The organism is Photobacterium japonica, from assembly GCF_050337005.1.
Classification (GTDB): Bacteria; Pseudomonadota; Gammaproteobacteria; order Enterobacterales; family Vibrionaceae; genus Photobacterium; species Photobacterium japonica.
This window is the reverse complement of the sequence record NZ_JAKJSN010000007.1, coordinates 120,312-140,049: the sequence shown is the minus strand read 5'-3', so window position 1 is coordinate 140,049 and position 19,738 is coordinate 120,312. Positions and strand designations below refer to the sequence as shown.

General features: G+C 49.7%; 20 protein-coding genes. 13 read left to right on the top strand and 7 right to left on the bottom strand.

What is annotated here, in order from left to right:
• Positions 1 to 149: 149 nt before the first annotated feature.
• A complete protein-coding gene (locus L4C36_RS01165) occupies positions 150 to 638 on the bottom strand; it encodes a CpxP family protein (RefSeq protein ID WP_428475950.1) in 489 nt (162 codons plus the stop codon).
• A gap of 181 nt (positions 639 to 819) precedes the next feature.
• Here L4C36_RS01165 and L4C36_RS01160 point away from each other — a divergent pair, with 181 nt between their 5' ends.
• The 3 genes from L4C36_RS01160 to trmL all read left to right on the top strand — a co-directional run bounded on the left by L4C36_RS01160 (position 820) and on the right by trmL (position 3,468).
• Positions 820 to 1,512, top strand: coding sequence for a response regulator (locus L4C36_RS01160; RefSeq protein WP_428475949.1), 693 nt, complete (start codon positions 820 to 822; stop codon positions 1,510 to 1,512).
• Positions 1,512 to 2,873: an envelope stress sensor histidine kinase CpxA gene (cpxA, locus tag L4C36_RS01155; protein WP_428475948.1), complete on the top strand. Its 1,362-nt coding sequence runs from the start codon at positions 1,512 to 1,514 to the stop codon at positions 2,871 to 2,873. Before L4C36_RS01160 ends, cpxA begins: the two co-directional genes overlap by 1 nt.
• A 130-nt stretch (positions 2,874 to 3,003) precedes the next feature.
• Positions 3,004 to 3,468 carry a tRNA (uridine(34)/cytosine(34)/5-carboxymethylaminomethyluridine(34)-2'-O)-methyltransferase TrmL gene (trmL, locus tag L4C36_RS01150; RefSeq protein WP_428475947.1) on the top strand — a complete coding sequence of 155 codons (465 nt, stop codon included), beginning with the start codon at positions 3,004 to 3,006 and terminating at the stop codon, positions 3,466 to 3,468.
• Positions 3,469 to 3,576: 108 nt separating this feature from the next.
• Here the strand turns inward: trmL and cysE are convergent, their stop codons facing one another.
• The 4 genes from cysE to L4C36_RS01130 all read right to left on the bottom strand — a co-directional run bounded on the left by cysE (position 3,577) and on the right by L4C36_RS01130 (position 6,680).
• Positions 3,577 to 4,398, bottom strand: coding sequence for a serine O-acetyltransferase (gene cysE, locus L4C36_RS01145; protein WP_428475946.1), 822 nt, complete (start codon positions 4,396 to 4,398; stop codon positions 3,577 to 3,579).
• A 141-nt stretch (positions 4,399 to 4,539) separates the two neighbouring features.
• Positions 4,540 to 5,556: an NAD(P)H-dependent glycerol-3-phosphate dehydrogenase gene (gene gpsA, locus L4C36_RS01140; RefSeq protein WP_428475945.1), complete on the bottom strand. Its 1,017-nt coding sequence runs from the start codon at positions 5,554 to 5,556 to the stop codon at positions 4,540 to 4,542.
• A 62-nt stretch (positions 5,557 to 5,618) separates the two neighbouring features.
• Positions 5,619 to 6,092, bottom strand: coding sequence for a protein-export chaperone SecB (secB, locus tag L4C36_RS01135; RefSeq protein ID WP_428475944.1), 474 nt, complete (start codon positions 6,090 to 6,092; stop codon positions 5,619 to 5,621).
• Positions 6,093 to 6,230: 138 nt separating this feature from the next.
• Positions 6,231 to 6,680, bottom strand: a complete 450-nt coding sequence (locus L4C36_RS01130; protein WP_428475943.1) for a rhodanese-like domain-containing protein — start codon at positions 6,678 to 6,680, stop codon at positions 6,231 to 6,233.
• A 429-nt stretch (positions 6,681 to 7,109) separates the two neighbouring features.
• Between L4C36_RS01130 and gpmM the strand changes: the two genes are divergently transcribed.
• From gpmM to L4C36_RS01115, 3 genes are all read left to right on the top strand, one after another.
• On the top strand, positions 7,110 to 8,651 hold the full coding sequence (gpmM, locus tag L4C36_RS01125; protein ID WP_428475942.1) for a 2,3-bisphosphoglycerate-independent phosphoglycerate mutase: 1,542 nt from the start codon (positions 7,110 to 7,112) through the stop codon (positions 8,649 to 8,651).
• A gap of 16 nt (positions 8,652 to 8,667) precedes the next feature.
• Positions 8,668 to 9,843, top strand: coding sequence for a peptidoglycan DD-metalloendopeptidase family protein (locus tag L4C36_RS01120; protein ID WP_428476037.1), 1,176 nt, complete (start codon positions 8,668 to 8,670; stop codon positions 9,841 to 9,843).
• A 62-nt stretch (positions 9,844 to 9,905) separates the two neighbouring features.
• Positions 9,906 to 10,670 carry a divergent polysaccharide deacetylase family protein gene (locus L4C36_RS01115; RefSeq protein ID WP_428475941.1) on the top strand — a complete coding sequence of 255 codons (765 nt, stop codon included), beginning with the start codon at positions 9,906 to 9,908 and terminating at the stop codon, positions 10,668 to 10,670.
• Between the two features lie 32 nt (positions 10,671 to 10,702).
• Here the strand turns inward: L4C36_RS01115 and L4C36_RS01110 are convergent, their stop codons facing one another.
• Positions 10,703 to 11,368 (bottom strand): TetR/AcrR family transcriptional regulator, encoded by a 666-nt coding sequence (locus L4C36_RS01110; protein ID WP_428475940.1) that lies wholly within the window; start codon positions 11,366 to 11,368, stop codon positions 10,703 to 10,705.
• A gap of 114 nt (positions 11,369 to 11,482) precedes the next feature.
• Between L4C36_RS01110 and rfaD the strand changes: the two genes are divergently transcribed.
• The 4 genes from rfaD to L4C36_RS01090 are packed head-to-tail and all read left to right on the top strand — an operon-like array spanning position 11,483 to position 15,737.
• Positions 11,483 to 12,427, top strand: a complete 945-nt coding sequence (gene rfaD / locus L4C36_RS01105) for an ADP-glyceromanno-heptose 6-epimerase (RefSeq protein WP_428475939.1) — start codon at positions 11,483 to 11,485, stop codon at positions 12,425 to 12,427.
• A gap of 13 nt (positions 12,428 to 12,440) precedes the next feature.
• A complete protein-coding gene (gene lpxM, locus L4C36_RS01100) occupies positions 12,441 to 13,397 on the top strand; it encodes a lauroyl-Kdo(2)-lipid IV(A) myristoyltransferase (protein WP_428475938.1) in 957 nt (318 codons plus the stop codon).
• Positions 13,363 to 14,652, top strand: coding sequence for an O-antigen ligase family protein (locus tag L4C36_RS01095; protein WP_428475937.1), 1,290 nt, complete (start codon positions 13,363 to 13,365; stop codon positions 14,650 to 14,652). The genes lpxM and L4C36_RS01095 overlap by 35 nt, the downstream gene beginning before the upstream one ends.
• The gene (locus L4C36_RS01090; protein ID WP_428475936.1) at positions 14,649 to 15,737 is read left to right on the top strand and encodes a glycosyltransferase family 4 protein; all 1,089 of its coding nucleotides are present in this window, start codon (positions 14,649 to 14,651) and stop codon (positions 15,735 to 15,737) included. Before L4C36_RS01095 ends, L4C36_RS01090 begins: the two co-directional genes overlap by 4 nt.
• A 10-nt stretch (positions 15,738 to 15,747) precedes the next feature.
• Here the strand turns inward: L4C36_RS01090 and L4C36_RS01085 are convergent, their stop codons facing one another.
• Complete coding sequence (locus tag L4C36_RS01085) at positions 15,748 to 16,740, bottom strand: WavE lipopolysaccharide synthesis family protein (protein ID WP_428475935.1); 993 nt, start codon at positions 16,738 to 16,740, stop codon at positions 15,748 to 15,750.
• Positions 16,741 to 16,947: 207 nt separating this feature from the next.
• Between L4C36_RS01085 and L4C36_RS01080 the strand changes: the two genes are divergently transcribed.
• Genes L4C36_RS01080 through L4C36_RS01070 form a run of 3 tightly spaced genes read left to right on the top strand, consistent with a single transcriptional unit; the run spans position 16,948 to position 19,621 of the window.
• Positions 16,948 to 17,328 carry an HAD-IIIC family phosphatase gene (locus tag L4C36_RS01080; RefSeq protein WP_428475934.1) on the top strand — a complete coding sequence of 127 codons (381 nt, stop codon included), beginning with the start codon at positions 16,948 to 16,950 and terminating at the stop codon, positions 17,326 to 17,328.
• Positions 17,319 to 18,902 (top strand): capsular biosynthesis protein, encoded by a 1,584-nt coding sequence (locus L4C36_RS01075; RefSeq protein ID WP_428475933.1) that lies wholly within the window; start codon positions 17,319 to 17,321, stop codon positions 18,900 to 18,902. The genes L4C36_RS01080 and L4C36_RS01075 overlap by 10 nt, the downstream gene beginning before the upstream one ends.
• The gene (locus L4C36_RS01070; protein ID WP_428475932.1) at positions 18,899 to 19,621 is read left to right on the top strand and encodes a glycosyltransferase family 2 protein; all 723 of its coding nucleotides are present in this window, start codon (positions 18,899 to 18,901) and stop codon (positions 19,619 to 19,621) included. Before L4C36_RS01075 ends, L4C36_RS01070 begins: the two co-directional genes overlap by 4 nt.
• Positions 19,622 to 19,738: the final 117 nt, after the last annotated feature.

Genomic DNA, 19,738 nt, shown 5'->3' with positions numbered 1-19,738 from the left:
AATATGCCGAAGTATAGCGTTTTTAAGATGAAAATTAATAACAAAAAAAGTCACATCGGGTGATTTGTTACCCATTATTTCGACAAATTAACAAAAAAAAGCCGCCACAAAATGTGGCGGCCATCACGTCTGGGTTGTGGTTAGCGCAATCAGTTGGCGTGTTTTTCCGCCATTTTGGCCTGACATTTTTCCATTCGCTCTGCTTGTAGCGTTTGGTATTGGGTTTTCTGCTCAGGCGTCAGAATCTGCATCATGGCATGGCGTTGCTTCAACATGGCCACGCGACGATCGATCTGCTGGTCGCTCATGGTCTTTGCCAACTCACGTACAGCGGCTTCGTCAAAGTTATCCGCCAGCACCAATTGCTGCATTTTCTGATGCTGCGTCTGCATCGCACTGCGGTGGTTGGCTTTGTCGCTGTGCATCGCCTCACGGTTGGCTTGACGCAGCGTCTTCATTTCGTCTTTCTGTGCGTCGGTCAAATCCAAGGCGCGGAACATGCTGCGATCTTGCATGCCACAGCCGTGCTTACCGCCGTCTTTGTGGTGTTTGCCGCCACCGTAAGCCAATGCAGAGGCGGAACCTAGCGCCAACGGCAATGCAATCACAAGGGCCAATGTCTTTTTCAATGAGGTCATGGTGTTCGTCTCCAGGTTGCTTTATCAGCGTAACGTTGTGGGTATGGAGTAAGCTTACCGTCTACAAGGTAAAGGGCTGTCGAGGGAACGTAAAATAGCGTAAAGCTGGGTGGCTTTCGCTTGGCGTACTCCAACGCTTTAGGGATACTTAAGCCTACACGATGATTGTAAAGGTGCCCGCATGGCCAAAATTCTGCTTGTTGATGATGATACGGAACTCACCGCTCTATTGACGGATATTCTCGAACTGGAAGGGTTTGAGGTGATCGAAGCCAACAATGGCGAACAAGGCTTAGCCAAGGTGGATGAGAGCGTGGATCTGATCTTGCTCGATGTCATGATGCCGATCATGAACGGGACGGAAATGCTCCGCCGTTTGCGGGAAAAGCACGTCACACCGGTATTAATGCTCACCGCCAAAGGCGAAGAGATTGACCGCGTGCTCGGCTTAGAGTTGGGCGCCGATGATTACCTGCCTAAACCCTTCAGTGATCGCGAACTGTTAGCCCGTATGCGCGCGGTATTACGCCGCACCCAAGTGGCCAACCAAGCCCACAAGAGTGGGCCGGAATGCTTGCGCTACCAAGAGATAGAAATCTACCCCGGCCGGCAAGAAGTGCTGTGTCAGGGGCAGCCGATTGAAATGACTGGGACCGAATTGGCCCTGTTGAGCTACTTCATTCAGCATCCGGGGAAAATCATCGCCAAAAATGCACTCAGTCTAGAAGTGCTCGGTAAGCGTTTAGCCCCGTTCGATCGCGCCATTGATATGCATGTCTCGAACCTACGTAAAAAACTCCCACCGCGTGACGACGGCAAAACCTGGATCAAAACCTTGCGGGGCAAAGGCTACTTGCTGGTTGAGGATGCCTAATGAAATTGCCGCAGTTTTCCAGCCTCTATGGCCGTATTTTTGCGGTGTTTTGGCTCACCTTGATGATCGTGGTGCTCAGCCTGATCTTGTTGCCGAATCTGGATCCCCGTACCCAACATACGATCCCAGAACCACAACTGCAGCGCTTGCAAGAAGGGGCGAATGAGATTGCCGATGAGCTCGCACAAACCGATGGCCCACTGAAAAAACGGTTAAAGCGCTTTACCGAGCATGACCGGCACAAAGGCCACCAGCTCTATTTTACCACCACCGAGGGCGAAATCATTGCGCCCCAAGGGCGTAATAAGGCCTTACGCAATTTCATCACCATGGCAGACAGCCCAAGCAGCCCAAGACAAAAACTCTATGGCCGCTGGATGATGGCCGGCCCGTTTACGGTCACCTACCAAAACGACACCTTATTGATGTACGTCGGCCGGTTCTGGCGTGAGCCACCGCCATTTTTCATCCGTATTTTGGATAAGCCGCTGCAACTGCTGCTGTTTACCATGCTGGTCAGCACCCCATTGTTGTTGTGGCTCGCCTGGGCAGTGTCACGCCCCGCACGGCGCTTACAGCAAGCCGCCGAACGGGTCGCGAAAGGGGAATTCGAAGTGGATCCCAAGCTTGAAGCCGGACCGCGCGAGTTTCAGCAAGCCGGTGCCAGTTTCAACCAAATGGTCGGGGCAATTAATAACATGGTCAGTGGTCAGCAGCGTTTGCTATCAGACATTTCCCATGAACTGCGCTCGCCATTAACCCGCCTGCGCATGGCCACAGCCTTGGCACAACGCAAGCAAGGGGAAAGCAAAGAGCTGACCCGCATTGATACCGAAGCTGAGCGGCTGGAAGCGATGATCAGTGAGTTACTTGAACTGTCACGTATGCAGGTGAACAGCCATGAACAGCGCGAACAGGCGGATGCCCATTCGCTGTGGTATGAGATGCTGGAAGATGCCAGCTTTGAAGCGGAACAATGCGGCAAAAACCTGCATTACACCCCGCTGTCACCGTGGCCGATCAGTGGCAATCCAAGCCTGCTGATCAGCGCGCTGGAAAACGTGATCCGCAATGCCATCAAGTACGGTGATGACACCATTACCGTGGCGTTTATCCCGGATGACAAGCAGTTAACTATCAGAGTTGAAGACAATGGCGACGGCGTGCCCGAGCCGGAGTTGGACGATATTTTCCGCCCGTTCTATCGCGTATCTACGGCCCGTGATCGCAGCAGCGGCGGCACTGGCCTCGGGCTGGCGATCACGGACAGCGCGATCCGCCAGCACTCCGGTACCATTAAAGCCAGCCGCAGTGCACTGGGCGGATTGAAAATCACCATCACCTTGCCTTTGAGCCTGTAACCCGACGTCGCCGCGGATCACACCGCGGCGTTACGCCATGGACGCCATCACATTCATCGACGTACTCGCGTTTTTTGGCTACCCTAGCGGCCTATCTCCCCCGAACACTGTATGCGAGAAGGCTTAAACGATGTTTGATATTGCCCTGTATGAACCGGAAATCGCCCCTAACACGGGTAACATTATTCGCTTATGTGCCAACTGCGGCGCGAACCTGCATCTCATTGAACCGCTGGGTTTTGATCTGGAAGAGAAAAAACTGCGTCGCGCAGGGCTGGACTATCACGATCTGGCGCACGTCCATCGTCATAAAGACTTCGCCGCGTTTCTGGCCCACATTGGAGATCGTCGCCTCTTCGCCTGCACCACCAAAACCACCAACTACCACACCAATGCCCAGTTCCAGGAAGGGGATGTGTTGCTGTTTGGCCCGGAAACCCGTGGTTTGCCGGCCGATTTCATTGCCAGCCTGCCGCTGGAACAACGCCTGCGTATTCCCATGCACCCAGACAGCCGCAGCCTGAACTTGTCCAATGCCGCAGCGATCATTGGCTATGAAGCATGGCGTCAACTGGGGTTCAACGGCGCAATCTAACCTTTCCGCCATGCGGAGAACCCGCCGACGCATGGAAGAGGGAAGCGCAACCGCAGAGACAAAAAAAGCGAGAGGGATCCTCTCGCTTTTTCGTTGTCATCTGTCTGCTTAGATACCGTCGCCCGCCGTGAAGGTCTGGCTGGTACCGTTGAACTGCTGATCCATGTCCATCGACGGCTTTTCACTGCTTGGACGGCCGACGATCTTAGCGGGTACCCCTGCCACCGTCGTATGTGGCGGAACAGGATTCAATACCACAGAGCACGAACCGATCTTCGCCCCCTCGCCCACTTCGATATTACCCAGCACTTTGGCCCCCGCACCAATCATTACGCCTTCGCGGATTTTCGGGTGACGATCCCCCCCGGCTTTACCAGTACCGCCCAGCGTCACGTCCTGCAGAATCGACACGTCATTTTCAATCACAGCCGTTTCGCCGATCACAATGCCGGTCGCATGGTCAAACATGATCCCTTGACCGATTGTCGCCGCCGGATGCACATCCACCTGACACGCCACAGAGATCTGATTTTGCAGATACACCGCCAGTGCCACGCGATTTTGCTTCCACAGCCAGTTAGCCACCCGATACCCTTGTAGGGCATGGAACCCTTTAAGGTACAGCAAGGGAATGGAATACATCTCGACCGCAGGGTCACGCTCCACCACCGCGCGAATATCACACGCGGCCGATTCAGTGATACAACAGTCAGCAGCAAAGGCTTCTTCAACCACCTCTCGCACCGCCATCGCGGGCATGGACGGGGTCGCCAGCTTGTTCGCCAAGATATAACTTAACGCCGCGGCCAAATTGTCATGCTTGATGATCGTCGCATGGTAAAAGCTCGCCAGCATCGGCTCTTGTTCCGACTGCTGTCGTGCCTCCAGCTTAATTGATTGCCAAACGGCATGTTGTTGACATTCCCTCACATCACCCTCGGTCTGCTTATCGTTGTGATTGACTCAGCTATAACTCTAACGCGCCCAGAAAAAAAAACAACGTGGACTAAATAGCCCACGTTGTTGTTCGCGTCATAGGAAACAGACAACCCGGAAGTTGTCGGTACGCCGTTATTCGACTCTCTTCTCGCGAGCGAGCAAGTCTTTGGCGGCTTCCCGTGCATCTTTACCCTGATAAAGTACCTGATAAATTTGCTCAGAAATAGGCATCTCAACCCCCATTCGCTGTGAGAGCACCCACACTTCTTTGGTGTTGCGATAACCTTCAACGACCTGACCGATCTCGGCTTGCGCGGTATCGACATCTTGCCCTTGGCCTAACGCCAAGCCAAAACGGCGATTACGCGACTGGTTATCCGTGCACGTTAGTACCAAGTCACCTAAGCCAGCCATCCCCATAAAGGTTTCAGGCTGCGCGCCCAGCGCGGCACCCAAACGGCACATTTCCGCCAAACCACGGGTGATCAGTGCGGTACGCGCATTGGCACCAAAACCGATCCCGTCAGACATGCCGGCACCAATCGCAATCACGTTCTTGACCGCGCCACCCAGCTGCATGCCGATAAAATCACTGTTGCTGTAGACGCGGAACGTCTTGCTGCAGTGGATTTTTTCTTGCAGATCACGCACGAATTCATCATTCGGCGAGGCCACGGCAATCGCCGTTGGCATTCCGGCAGCCAGCTCTTTGGCAAACGTCGGGCCAGACAATACCGCTAGCGGTACGGCTTCACCCAGTGCTTCTACCGCCACGTCTTTCAACAGGCGGCCGGTTTCAGGCTCAAGCCCTTTGGTCGCCCAACACACGCGAGAATCGTCACGCAAGAAGGGCTTCACGTTCGTTAGGACATGGCCAAACACATGGCTTGGCACCACGACTAACAGATCACGACTGGCTTGTACCGCTTGCTCAAGATCGGCAGAGACGATCAACGAATCAGGAAACGCCACCCCGGGCAAAAAAGCATCATTCGCGCGGTCGAGCTCAAGCTGTGCCATATGCTCGGGCTCATGCCCCCAAAGGATCACATTCGCCCCGTTGCGCGCTAATGAGATTGCCAGCGACGTGCCATAAGAGCCTGCGCCGAGAACCGTCATACTGATCGCTTTGTTATTGCCTGGATTCATTACGGTGTACCTATTTATTTCACGCGATATGTGATTTAACGCGATATGTGTTACGCGTTAAATTACGCTTCAGTGCTTTCTTCAGTGTTCGCTTGTGCTTGGTTCTGAAGGTAGTTCATGAACAACGCATCAAAGTTCACTGGTGCAAGGTTAAGTTGTGGGAACGTACCCTTCACAACCAAGCTTGAAATCGTTTCACGCGCGTAAGGGAACAGAATATTCGGGCAGAATGCGCCTAGGCAATGCGCCAATTGTGGTGCTTCCATGCCCGCAGCAGAGAAGATACCGCCTTGCTGTACTTCACATAGGAAAGCCGTTTCTTCTTCGTTCTTCACTGTCACAGTCAGACGAAGCACGACTTCGTAGACACTGTCACCTAGCTCACGGCTTTGCGTGTCAAGATCCAGTTTCACATCAGGGTTCCACTCTTTCTGGAACATCTGTGGTGAGTTTGGCGCTTCAAAAGAAACGTCTTTTAGAAAGATACGTTGAATTTGGAAGTTTTGTTGTGCTTCGTTGTTTGCTGCTTCAGCCATTTTAGAGTCCTTTTTCTCTCACGCTCACCGTGTGAGCCTATCAATATCGCAACCATGATATGTATCACAACTGCACAAAAAATTAGGCGCGCCGTCACTAAGCGACGGAATTACCCTCGCGTACGACGCTGGCCTCGATCACTTTTTGCCTTTACCTGATTTGCTGCGGATCAGCGGTAGATTTGCTTCATTCCATGAAATCAGGCCATCTTTTAGTACGTTGACGTTACTAAAGCCGGCTTTGTGCAACAGATCCGCACTTTGTTGTGCCGTTTGACCTGTCTTACATACCACAATGATTGGGGCGCTTTTATGGTTTTCAAGCTCGCCCATATTCTGTTCTTTGATTTGACTCGGCAAAATGTGAAGTGCTCCGGCAATATGGCCATTGCGGTACTCATCACGGCTGCGGATGTCGACAAACACACCGTCTTCACGGTTAGCCATCGCAGTAGCTTCGTTAGGGGTGACAATCTGGTAGCCGGCGGTTTTCTGTTTCACATACGATGAAATGATGGCGACAACCAAACCCACCCACACCAATGCCAGGATAGGATTACTTGTTACAAAATCGATGTATTGCTGCATGATGTTCGCTCTATTTTCCTAATATCAGCCAACTGTAACCAGGGGCTAAACTCCACATAATTGAGGCTCCTGAGTATACCCGCGCCAAGCCCGTTGTACAGCAAGATGCCATGATTCCGCGCTCCGGCTCACTCCCTGTCACGGCATTTCGTTTACCCCTTGAGCGGGATTGCGAATAATTCGCCACTCATAAAAAGTCAAAAAAACTGTGCTTCAGGGCTTACACTCGGGCGAAGAAATGCATATATTTCTGTAGGTAGATAACAATCCATTCACAGCATTGTTTGATCTGATCCTACAATTTGCCGCCTAAAGTGTAGTAAAATTACGGACGTACGACGCCATTACCTTAGCTCATCGCTACGTTCGTACAGCTAAGGTAATGGATCCAAATTATACTCAGATTTCTAACTTTATGAGGGACAGTATATGTCTGCTAAAAAGCCACTGGCTTTGGTTATCCTTGATGGCTGGGGTTACCGCGAAGACAACGCCGATAACGCAATTGCCAATGCCAACACGCCAGTGATGGACGGGTTGATTGCCCATGAAGCAAACACGTTGATTTCAGCATCAGGCATGGACGTTGGCTTGCCAGACGGCCAAATGGGTAACTCTGAAGTGGGTCACACCAACATCGGCGCAGGCCGTGTGGTCTATCAAGATCTGACACGCATCACCAAATCCATCAGCGACGGTGACTTCTTTGAGAACGCGGCGCTAGTGGGTGCCATCGATAACGCCGTGAACGCGGGCAAAGCGGTTCACATTCTTGGCCTAATGTCACCGGGCGGTGTCCACAGCCACGAAGATCACATCGCAGCCGCCGTTGAAATGGCCGCACAACGCGGTGCAGAGAAAATTTACCTGCATTGCTTCCTGGATGGCCGTGATACGCCACCACGCAGCGCAGAAGCGTCATTAGCACGCTTTGAAGCGCTGTTTGCCAAACTTGGCAAGGGCCGTGTCGCGTCATTGGTTGGCCGTTACTACGCCATGGACCGTGACAACAACTGGGATCGCGTTGAAGTCGCTTACGACCTGCTGACCGCAGCGAAAGCAGAATTCACCGCAGCAACCGCAGTTGAAGGTTTGACGGCCGCTTACGCCCGTGATGAAAACGATGAGTTCGTGAAAGCCACGGAAATTCGCGCAGAAGGCCAAGATGTCGCGGCAATGGAAGATGGCGATGCCGTGATCTTCATGAACTACCGTGCTGACCGTGCCCGTCAAATGACCCGTACATTTGAAGCCGATTTCGCCGGTTTTGAGCGCGCGCAATTCCCACAACTGGCTGATTTTGTGATGCTGACCCAATACGCGGCAGACATCAACCTAACGACGGCTTATGCCCCTGCAAGCCTAGATAACACTTTAGGCGAGTGGCTATCGAAGAAAGGCAAAAAACAGCTGCGCATCTCTGAAACAGAGAAATACGCACACGTGACGTTCTTCTTCAACGGCGGCGTAGAAGACGAGTTTGACGGTGAATCCCGTCAGCTAGTCGCTTCACCAAAAGTGGCGACCTACGATCTTCAGCCTGAGATGAGCGCGCCGGAGCTAACTGAAAAGTTGGTTGCGGCCATCAAGAGCGGTGAATTTGACACCATCATCTGTAATTACCCGAACGGCGACATGGTTGGCCACACGGGCGTTTACGATGCTGCCGTACAAGCCTGTGAAGCACTAGACAGCTGCATTGGTCAAGTGGTTGCGGCCATTAAAGAAATGGACGGCCAGCTATTGATCACGGCTGACCACGGTAACGCAGAAATGATGATCAACCCAGAAACCGGCGGCGTGCACACCGCGCACACCAGCCTGCCTGTGCCGTTGATCTACGTCGGTAACAAAGCATTGACGTTGAAAGACAACGGTAAGCTGTCTGACCTTGCACCGACCATGTTGGCGCTGACAGATATCGAAATCCCGACAGAGATGACTGGTCAGGTGCTGTTTGATCTGAAATAATCTCCCCATGCGGGATATGATCACACACCTACACCAAATGATCCGCGCCAGTGCTTTATGCACTGGCGCTTTGTTATGCCTGTCGTTTGCCAGCCTGACACTCCCTTCCCTTGCGCATGCCAACCAAGGGCAGCTCGATGGAGTCAAACAGGAAATTACGCGTCAACAGCAACAAGTGTCGGCCAACAAAAAGAAAATCGACAGCTTACAACAAGCATTGCGCCAACAAGAAACCGGCATTGCTGATACCGCCAAAGCGATCCATCAAGCCGAAAAGCGCACGGCCTCACTGACCGATTCCATTCGCACCCTTGAACAACAACAAGCCCAATTGCGCCAGGTGCAACTCGGTCAACAGGAAATGCTCAAGGCGTTGCTCAATACCCAATACCGCCAAGGCCAACAGAGCCAACTGACGTTACTGCTCGGCGATCACAACCGTAGCGATTTGGACCGCTACACCCATTATGCTGAGCGCCTCAGCCAAGCCCGCAGTCAAGCCCTCGAAGAGCTTGCGGCCACAACCACCGAATTACAGCTCAAACAGCATCAGCTGAGCGTACAACGCACACAACAGCAAACGCTGGTAACACAGCTACAACAGCAGAAAAAACAACTCGAGAGCAAGCGTCGTCAACGACAAAAAACGGTCTCCAGTATCAAAGGCCAACTGCAAAATGACAGCCAATATCTGACTGAGCTGAAAAATAATGAATCACGCCTGATCAAAGAGATCGCTCGCGCGAAAGCCGCCGCGAAGGCCGCTGCAGAAGCTGCACGCCGTCAGGTCCCGATGGATGGCTTAGTCAAGCACAAAGGCAAGTTACCCTGGCCGGTGAAAGGCGACGTGTTGCACCGCTACGGCAGCCCGCAACAAGGGGAGCTGCGCTGGAAAGGCATGGTCGTAAAAAGCCCGGTTGGCAGCCAGGTCAAAGCGATTTATCCGGGAAAAGTGGTATTTGCCGACTGGCTACGTGGCTACGGCCTGATGCTGGTGATTGATCACGGCAAGGGTGACATGAGTTTTTACGGTTACAACCAGACCCTGCTGAAGAAAGTCGGCGACAATGTGCAGGCCAATGACGCGATCGCCTTGGTGGGTGACAGTGGCGGTCAAGCACAAGCCTCGCTCTACTTTGAGATCCGCCGTAAAGGCAGTCCGTCGAACCCACGATCCTGGTTGACGCGCTAAGTCCTCACGGAACCGACGCCCCCCTATTTCCCCCACGATCTGATACGGATGACCAGACACGGATGACAAAAACGCGATGGATAGCCCGCCAGCTCCCTTTTTTCCTGCTGGTGCTCCTCTGTGTTGAGGTACATGCTGCGAAACTCGCCATCGTGATCGACGATCTGGGTTATCAAGCCATGCCCACGGCACTGGCTCAACTTCCTTCGGCGATCAGTGTGGCGATTTTACCGGATACCCCGTATGCCGCGCAGATCCATCACGCTGCCAAACAACAGCAACGAGATATTCTGCTGCACATGCCGATGGAGCCCAGCCGCCCCGCCCCCCTAGAGCCCAGCACCCTGATGCGCCAGATGAACAAGGCTACGCTGCAGGCAACATTGCACCGCGCCTTACAGCAGCTCCCTGATGCAATTGCGATGAATAACCACATGGGCAGCGCATTGACACAAGACACTCAAGCCACCGGCTGGGTCATGGAAGTGCTTGCTCAGCAAGGGCTGCATTTTTTAGACAGCCGAACGACCCCGCGATCTATCGCGCACGAACAAGCCGCGCAGCATCAGGTTGCGGTATTATACCGGCATATTTTTCTTGACCACGAGCGCAATGCCACCTTCATTCGCCAGCAATTACGCCGCGCAATGCAGCAAGCCAAACGCCACGGGGTTGCCATTGCCATCGGTCATCCTTACCCAATCACGCTAGAAACGCTGCAGCAGTGGTTACCTCAACTGCCGCACGCTGACATCACGTTAGTGAAACTCTCCGCCCTGTACCCATCCCGGACACTTCCCTCGCCAGTGCACACGGCACCCCACTGATCCCCCTGAAAGACGACCAAATAACGACAGCGTTATTCAGATGGGTCCGACGCCGCCCGCGCTTGTGCGACTTGAGAACAATAGTGTGCTTCGAGCTGTAAGACTTGCGTTTTACCGGCCACTGTCGTCAGCGGACGCACAATCCCCAACATCTGCAAAACCCCCTGATAAATCACCGCTTTAGTGATGGTCGCCCCCGGCGCTTGGGTGGTTTGATAGAAGATCCAGCTCGATGCAACCAGCTTTAGGTTATTAGCCAAATTCAGCAACTCGTTATCGTCTAAATCCAACAAGCCACTGTGACGAAAACTGTTCATGATCGCCACGATATTGCCGTGCAACGTTTCTTGTGCGGCTAAGTATTTTTGCTGTAAGGCGGGGTCACGGCGCAATATATCTGGCAGGTTGGCGTAGAAGAAACGGTAGCGCCACATCAGCATAAACACTGAGTCTAAATAGACCAACAGGTTATCCGCCGTGATCGGCGTTTGCTCGAGAGGCTGAAAGTGAATACTAAGATCCTGCGCGTATTGATCGAAAATACTGTGTATAATCTCTTCCTTATTGCGGAAGTGATAATACAGGTTACCGGGACTGATCCCGAGATGGGCAGCGATATGGTTCGTCGTAATATTCGGCTCACCGCTTTCATTGAACAGCACCAGTGCAGCTAAAATAATTCTATCGCGGGTTTTCATTTGCTTCTCACTTCTCAGCCCATGACATGAGCAATCTATTCATACTATCATAACGATAATTCTTCACCGTGGCATATCTATGCCGCACCACCCATATTGAACACGGGAATAGCCATGATAATAGTAACTGGCGGCGCCGGTATGATCGGCAGCAATATCGTCAAAGCCCTCAATGCACAAGGTCACCGCGACATTTTAGTGGTAGACAACCTCAAAGATGGCACCAAGTTTGCCAACTTGGTTGACCTGGACATTGCGGATTACATGGACAAAGATGATTTCATCGCCCGTATCAATGCTGGTGAGCACTTCGATCATATTGACGCGGTATTTCATGAAGGCGCCTGCTCAGCAACGACCGAGTGGGATGGCAAGTACATGATGCACAATAACTATGAATATTCCAAAACCCTGCTGCACTACTGTCTGGCTCTTCGCATCCCCTTTTTGTATGCCTCATCCGCTGCCACATATGGTGGCCGTGACCATGACTTCATTGAAGCACAGCCTTATGAAGGTGCACTGAACGTTTACGGCTATTCCAAACAGCAATTTGATAACTACGTCCGTCGTCTATGGGAAGAAGCCGAACGTCGCGGGGAAACCTTGTCGCAAATCACGGGCTTTCGCTACTTCAATGTGTACGGCCCGCGCGAGCAGCACAAAGGCAGCATGGCCTCTGTCGCCTTCCACCTGAACACCCAAATCAGCCAAGGCGATAACCCGAAACTCTTCGAAGGATCTGACCGCCTGAAGCGTGATTTTGTTTACGTCGGTGACGTCTGCAAAATGAACCTGTGGTTCTGGCAGCAAGGTGTCTCAGGCATTTTTAACTGCGGGACTGGCAATGCTGAACCTTTCAGTGAAGTGGCCAAAGCCGTGATCGCATTTCATGGCAAAGGTGCCGTCGAGGAAATTCCTTTTCCTGAGCATTTAAAAGGCCGCTACCAAACCTTTACCCAAGCGGACCTAACCAAGGTACGTGCGGCAGGCTACACCGATTCCTTCAAATCAGTGGCGGAAGGCGTCGCCGAGTACATGGCCATTTTGAATCAATAGCAATAGGCGGGTTATGAACGAACATTACGACAAACAGGCCTATAACCCAGCCTTTAGCTGGGTTTTTCTTCATCCCAAATATTGGGGCACTTGGTGTGCGGTACTGATCGCCTCGCTGATCAGCCTGCTGCCACACCGCTTACGCCTGGCACTCGCACGCTTTTTTTCCCGTCAAGCGGTAAAACTGGATAACAAAGCGAATCAACGGGCACGCATCAACTTAAAAATGTGTTTCCCTCATCAGACGCAAGATGAGCGCGAAGCCATGCTGTTGAACAGCTACGTCACAGCAAGCAGCTTTTTAATGGGGTTTGCCTCATTGAGCCTGCGTAACAAAACTTGGCTGGAAAACAACACCGTGATCCGCGGCGAAGAGCACCTCACCGCACTCAAAGCCCGTGGCGAGAGCGCGATATTATTGGTACCGCACACTTGGGCGATTGATATTCCAGCCATTTTGCTGGCATCCCGCGGCTTACCAGTTTCCGCTATGGCCAAGAAACAAAAAAATGAAGTCTCTGACTGGCTGATGCACAAACAACGCGTGCAGTATGGCGGTCGTGTCTACGAGCGTAGCGGCGGTATCAAGCCGTTTATCAAATCGATCCGTGAAGGCTACTTGGGTTACTACCTACCCGATGAAGATTTGGGGCCGGAACACAGCGTGTTTGTGGACTTCTTTGCCACCACCAAAGCCACGATTTCCGGCCTTGGCCGCTTAGCCAAACTGAGCCGCGCCAAGATTGTGCCGCTGTATGCCATCTACAACAGTGAAACCGGCCAGTACGAGATCGAAATCTCGGCCCCACTGTCACCGTTCCCGCTGGACACCGAAGAGCAGGATGCGCGTCAGATGAACCAATGTATTGAGCACTATGTGATGGAGCGCCCCGAGCAATACATGTGGATTTTACGTTTACTGAAAACCCGCCCAAATGGCGAAGCTAATCCCTACGAGACCCCAAAATAACATGCTGAAATCTAACGCATCACGCATCATGCTTGTTTCCATCCTAACAGCAGGTTTTCCCCTGCTGTGTCTCGCCTACGGAAAAGGCTACAACTTGGCTGCAAGTTTACTTCTGCTCACTTCACTGTTTTTTATTCCACAATGGAAAAAAATCAAGATCACATCAGAAGTTAAGCTGATCATCGCGACTTTCAGCCTCTATTTCGGCAGTTATGTGTTATCAACGCTGCTACATCACGATGAGTTATCGAAAATCGATCAACCAAGCCGCATTGTGCTTGCTCTGTTCGTTTTTGCTCTTCTACTTCGCTATCCACCCAAAATTAACTGGTTATTCAACGGTATATTATTGGGCTCAGCTTTAGCGGGATTAACAGCAATCTACCATGTGTTTGGCTTGGATCTTGCCCGTGCTTTTACTGGACTCGACACATGGTATCTTTCTGGTTATATGCCGATTCAATCAGGTAACATGGCCATGACGCTCGCTATCATGAGCCTCGCCATTGCGGTTTATCACCTAAAAAGTAAACAGTGGATCCCCTTTTCATGGGCTATTATCGCTTCTGGCTTAGGCGTACTGGCCAGCTTATTATCTGCCAGTCGCGGGGGATGGATCTTCCTTCCTCTCACACTCATCTATTTATTGATGGCCAATCGTCACTACCTCAATAGACGATTATTAACTGCCATTGTCCCTGTGTTCTTACTCAGCAGTGCGGTGGTCGCCCAGATTCCAACCGTGAATGCGCGCGTGCAATCAGCTGTTAAAGAAATTGCTCAGTACAACCAAGGCAATGAACACTCCTCATTGGGTATCCGCTTTGAATTATGGAAAAGTGCGCTCTATACATTCCAAGAGTATCCCTTGCTCGGTGCGGGTTATGGAGAGCGTCTAGAGCTTCGTAAGCATTGGGGAGACATGGGATTAATCGACAAAGCGATTTCTCGCTACCCTATCCACTCGCATAACCAGTATTTAGAAGATTTATCCGTACGTGGCATTACTGGTATTACCGCCTTGATTTTATTGTTTGCAGTCCCTTTTTCGATATTCCACCGCAACCTCGCGCAAGCAAAAGATGCGTTGGCTGCCGCCGTCAACCAATGCGGAGCCGTCAGCATCATTTTGATGGTTGGGTATCAACTCTCGCAAGCTATGTTTCGGCACAATTCCGGGATCATTTTCTTTTCGATCATCACAGTTATTTTTTTGGCATCCAGTTTGATGCTTAAACAAGGAAAAGCATCATGAGAATACTTGTGCTTAGCTCGTACCACGACGCATGGAACAGCGTTCGCCCAGAAGCAGAGATGTTGATTGAGATGGTGAACCAAGGCCATGATGTCACCCTCATGACACAAGGTGACGCTGAATACATTGAACGTTTTAGACAAAACGGCATCACCATCATTGACTGCTACCCAACACGTAAAGTCTGTTGGAAAACCATTAAACATATTCGCCAAGAACTGCGTCGTAAGCATTACGATGTCGTGTATGCGCTCAACTCTAAAACTATTCCTAATGCGGCATTTGCATGTGTCGGTTTCCCTAAAACTCGCCTCGTTTCATACCGCGGTACCGTTGGGGGGATCTACCGCCATGACCCTTCGGCTTACTTAACGCATTTGCATCCGCGTATTGATGGTATTTCGTGCGTTGCGGATGCTGTTACACAATCCGTTCGAGAAAAAGTGTGGGTAGATAATGAAGACGTACAAACCATCTACAAAGGGCATGATTTAGCTTGGTACCAAGCAGAACCAGTTGATCGCTCCGTACTTGGCCTATCTGGCGCCGATACCGTATTGATTTGTGTCGCTAATGCTCGTAAAAGTAAAGGCGTCCACGTGCTTTTGGCGGCGATGGTGCATTTAGCCAACCTTCTCCACTTGCATCTCGTCCTCGTTGGGCGAGACATGGATACGCCTGAAAATAAACAATTAGCGCATGATAGCGGCATGAGTGAGCGGATCCATTTCCTAGGCTATCGCAAAGATGTCCCCGAGTTAATGGCCATGGCCGATATTCAAGTGCAGCCCTCTATCAGTGGGGAAGGATTGCCAAAAACCATCATTGAAGCGATGGCGATGGAAAAACCTTCCGTGGTGACAACAACAGGGGGCAGCAAAGAGTTAGTCGCTAATAACGTTTCAGGTTATGTTGTTGAAACCAATAGCGCCTCGGCACTGGCGGATAAAATTGCACTATTAGCCAACGATGCCTCCCTACGACAGCAAATGGGGCAAGCGGCCAAGCAGCGCTTACAAGAACATTTTTCGATACAATCGACAACCCGCCAGCAACTGGCCTTTTTTGCTTCCATAAAAAAATAAGGCTTTTGCCTTATTTTTTTAACGCTCGCTGCATCAACTTAACTTTCGTTTCCAGATACGTGGGATACACATATCGACAACGTTCAAATTGTAATTGGGCTCGAGCCAGTAAAGGGAAATCAACGTTGTACTCATTATCACAATATTGGCGATATAGTTGTTGCCATTCTTTATACTGATAATGCGCACAACGTCCCTTCGCCCGAGAGACCCGCGCCTTACCTAAAAACTTCGAACATAGCCCCAATCCAATTTCACTGGCTTCAGCGACAACCAAATTGTTCGCTAAACATTTTTCAGACTGCTCGATTTTCTCTGCGCGATTATCTAATAGACTCTTTAAATCAATCGTTGCATCAAACTTTTGTAACGCTTTAAGAAAAAACCACTGCGTACAATCAACCACATAATCGGGATAGCCCGGGTTATATTTCTGGCCCTCAGTCGGAATAAAATCCGCCTCAAAGGGTAAATTCCACAATGCCAGCAGATCTTCAGTCAAACCAAAATAAAAGAAATCACTAACATGAAACGCAACACGATGACCTTTTGCAAATTTACGCGTAAAAATATTCGGGACAACAACGCGTTCTTTTAAAAAATGATATTCCTCGCATCGAGCAGGATACGCTTGCTGCATGGCAACAAATGCATTGGATGTTAAATAGTTATCACTACGCAATTTTACAGCATAAGGTGTCTTGACTCGCTTGAGTCCCTCTAATGTTGAAACTATTTGCCTATGGTTATTATACTTTTGAACTTTACCATCAACATTGATATTACGGCTGTTCTGACCAGGGTCTTCACACTCTACCAATTCGTCGAAATCCAACCCGGCTAAGTCTTGATTTTTCCAGGTCGAAAGAATGATATGTGCACCGGGCAAGTACTTTCTTACTGAATTGAGACAGCGATGAGTAATTCCTTCATCTTGTTCACGGCCATTAAAACTATGTACAGGACCTTGCACAACAACGGTAATAGCATTGAATTTAACCATAACAAACCTTTATTAAACTGTATTTTTAAGAAATCTGTAATAATAAACAGATGGATATCATAATACTTATTTCTTATTTCTTATTTCTTATTTCATCCATACTGCGATTTCAGTCATCTATTCGCTCGACCGTGACAAATTTCTTAATTCTCAATCTGTTGTGTATTATCATATAAAGCATCAATATATCATATGGATAGTCTGTACATGAAACGATTAATTGTTGACTTAGATGGAACCCTGACAGAAGCCAATACCTCTGATTACAGAGCGGTACGCCCTTACCAAGAAGTCATTGATCGACTTGCAGAATACAGAGAAAAAGGCTTTGAAATTGTCATCTGTACTGCACGTAACATGCGTACCTACGAAGGCAATGTCGGCAAGATCAATATCCACACCCTTCCAATCATCGTTGAATGGCTTGATAAGCATCAGGTTCCTTATGATGAAATCATTGTAGGGAAACCTTGGTGTGGTCATGAAGGCTTCTATATTGATGATCGTGCGATTCGTCCTTCTGAATTTGCCTCACTCTCCTTAGAAGAGATTAATGCCCTTATAGCGAAGGAAAAGAAATGTTCTTAATCATGTCGGCAGCGTATGTCGGTGTCGAATTACAATCTGAATTTGGTGCGATCCCTCCTAGCCTGTTACCGCTCGGAAATCGCCGTTTGTTTCAACATCAACATGCATTGATCCCTGCGGGCGTTACAAAGTACCTCTCTCTACCGGAATCTTACTCACTCTCGAAGATGGATGCGGATTGGTTAGCGGCCAATGATATTACGGTACTGCCTTTACCTGACGGCCTATCATTGGGTGCTGCGTTAGTTGCTGCACTCAACTTGGTTGATAGCCCTCTGGATAAACCCCTGCATGTTCTCTTTGGTGACACGCTCATTACCCCTCTGCCAACGGGTAATGATATCGTCTCTGTCTCTGACGTAGAAAATAGCTACAACTGGGCGCGTATCAACCAACACTCAACACAAGAGTGGCTCTCTGATTCTTCGATCTCTCTGACTCAAAATACACCGATTGTCTCCGGATACTTCAAGTTCAGTCAACCGCGTCAATTAATGAAATGCCTAACAAAAAGAAACTGGCATTTTCTAGAAGGACTCAATCTCTATAAAAATGAAATTGGGCTACAGACTGTAAAATCAGATAACTGGCTGGACTTTGGTCACGTTAATACCTATTACACCTCCAAAGCAAAATTCACAACACAGCGTGCGTTTAATGAACTTGTCATTACGCCTGAGTGGATTGAAAAATCCAGCAGTAAAAATATTAAAATAAAAGCAGAAGCCAACTGGTTTGAGCATTTACCTGCAACCATGCGTAACTTCATCCCTCAATTTATGGGATGTCATGATGATGACGGTAAATTCAAATACCGATTAGAGTATTTACATCATACAGCCCTTAATGAGCTCTATGTTTTTTCTGAATTACCACCGATGGTATGGAAAAACATCTTTAGTGGTTGTTTGAACTTTATTGCACATTGTCAGCAACATCACGCCAAGGACAATGATACGGCCTCATCCTTGAATAACTTGTTTGGTGCTAAAACCAAAGAAAGGCTCATGATTTTTTGTGATGACCGACAGTTTTCATTGGATGACAAATGGTTGTTTAATGATCTTTCTGTATCTATCAATGAGATCCTTGCTACCACCGAACAATGGTTACCACAGAATGAAGACGTTCACACCGTCATGCATGGTGATTTTTGTTTCAGCAATATTCTCTATGATTTTAGAACAAACCGAATAAAGACCATCGATCCTCGCGGCTTAACACACGATAACGTTTTGACGATTTTTGGTGACAGCCGTTATGACATCGCCAAACTGAGTCATTCTGTTTTAGGCATGTATGACTGGATCATTGCCGGCTATTATCATGTCAATATTCAGGATAACACCATTCAGTTTGATATCGCTGGGCTGGAAAAGCAGCGCGATATTCAGCAATTATTCGTTGAAGCGGTAAGCCAAACCTGTCATTTATCTCCAATGAATCTGTATGCGATGCAAATTCATCTGTTCTTATCGATGCTGCCGCTACATGATGATGACAAACAACGACAAGACGCGCTGTTTGCTAATGCGTTCCGACTGTATCAAATCTTAGTAGGGTATACACAATGATCATTATTCCTATGGCGGGGCTGAGCTCCCGTTTTTTCAAAGCGGGCTATACACAGCCTAAATACATGCTTGAAGCTAAAGGCGCTACGCTTTTTGATCATGCGGTCAACAGTTTCCGTGCCTACTTTCAATCAGAGACGTTTGTGTTTATCGTCCGCAATGTCTATGACACACCCGCATTCGTCAAAGAGCGAGCCTCCGCACTCGGTATATTGTCCTTCCACATTGTGGCCCTCGAAGAAGAGACCCGTGGACAGGCAGAAACTGTGTACCTGGGATTACAAAGTTTGCCGCTTGACGATCAGCCTATCACTGTCTTTAACATTGATACCTTCCGTCCAGACTTTATCTATCCCGACTTAACCCAACTGGGTGCGGGATACTTAGAAGTCTTCCAAGGCAGTGGCGATAACTGGTCTTTTGCGAAACCTCGTTCTTCAGATTCTACCGAGGTTGTCGAGACAGCTGAAAAACGCGCGATTTCAGACCTATGCTGTACCGGTTTGTACCATTTTGCTCAGTGCAGCGACTTTATGACCGCCTATGAGCATTACCTCAACTTGCCACAGTCTCAGTGGGAAAAAGGCGAGTTGTATATTGCGCCACTCTACAATCACCTGATTCAACAAGGCAAAGCTATTCACTACCACCTCATTCCACGCGAAGCTGTGATTTTCTGTGGCGTACCCAGTGAATACGACGAGTTTCGAACCGCATAACTCGCAAGTGCCATAGCACCTCTCAGCAGTACCTCGTCTTCTCATGAGGTACTGCGCTTTTACCCATGATCGAATCCCTACCTCTTCACGGCCCGACTCTCTGCCCTAGCACCAAGA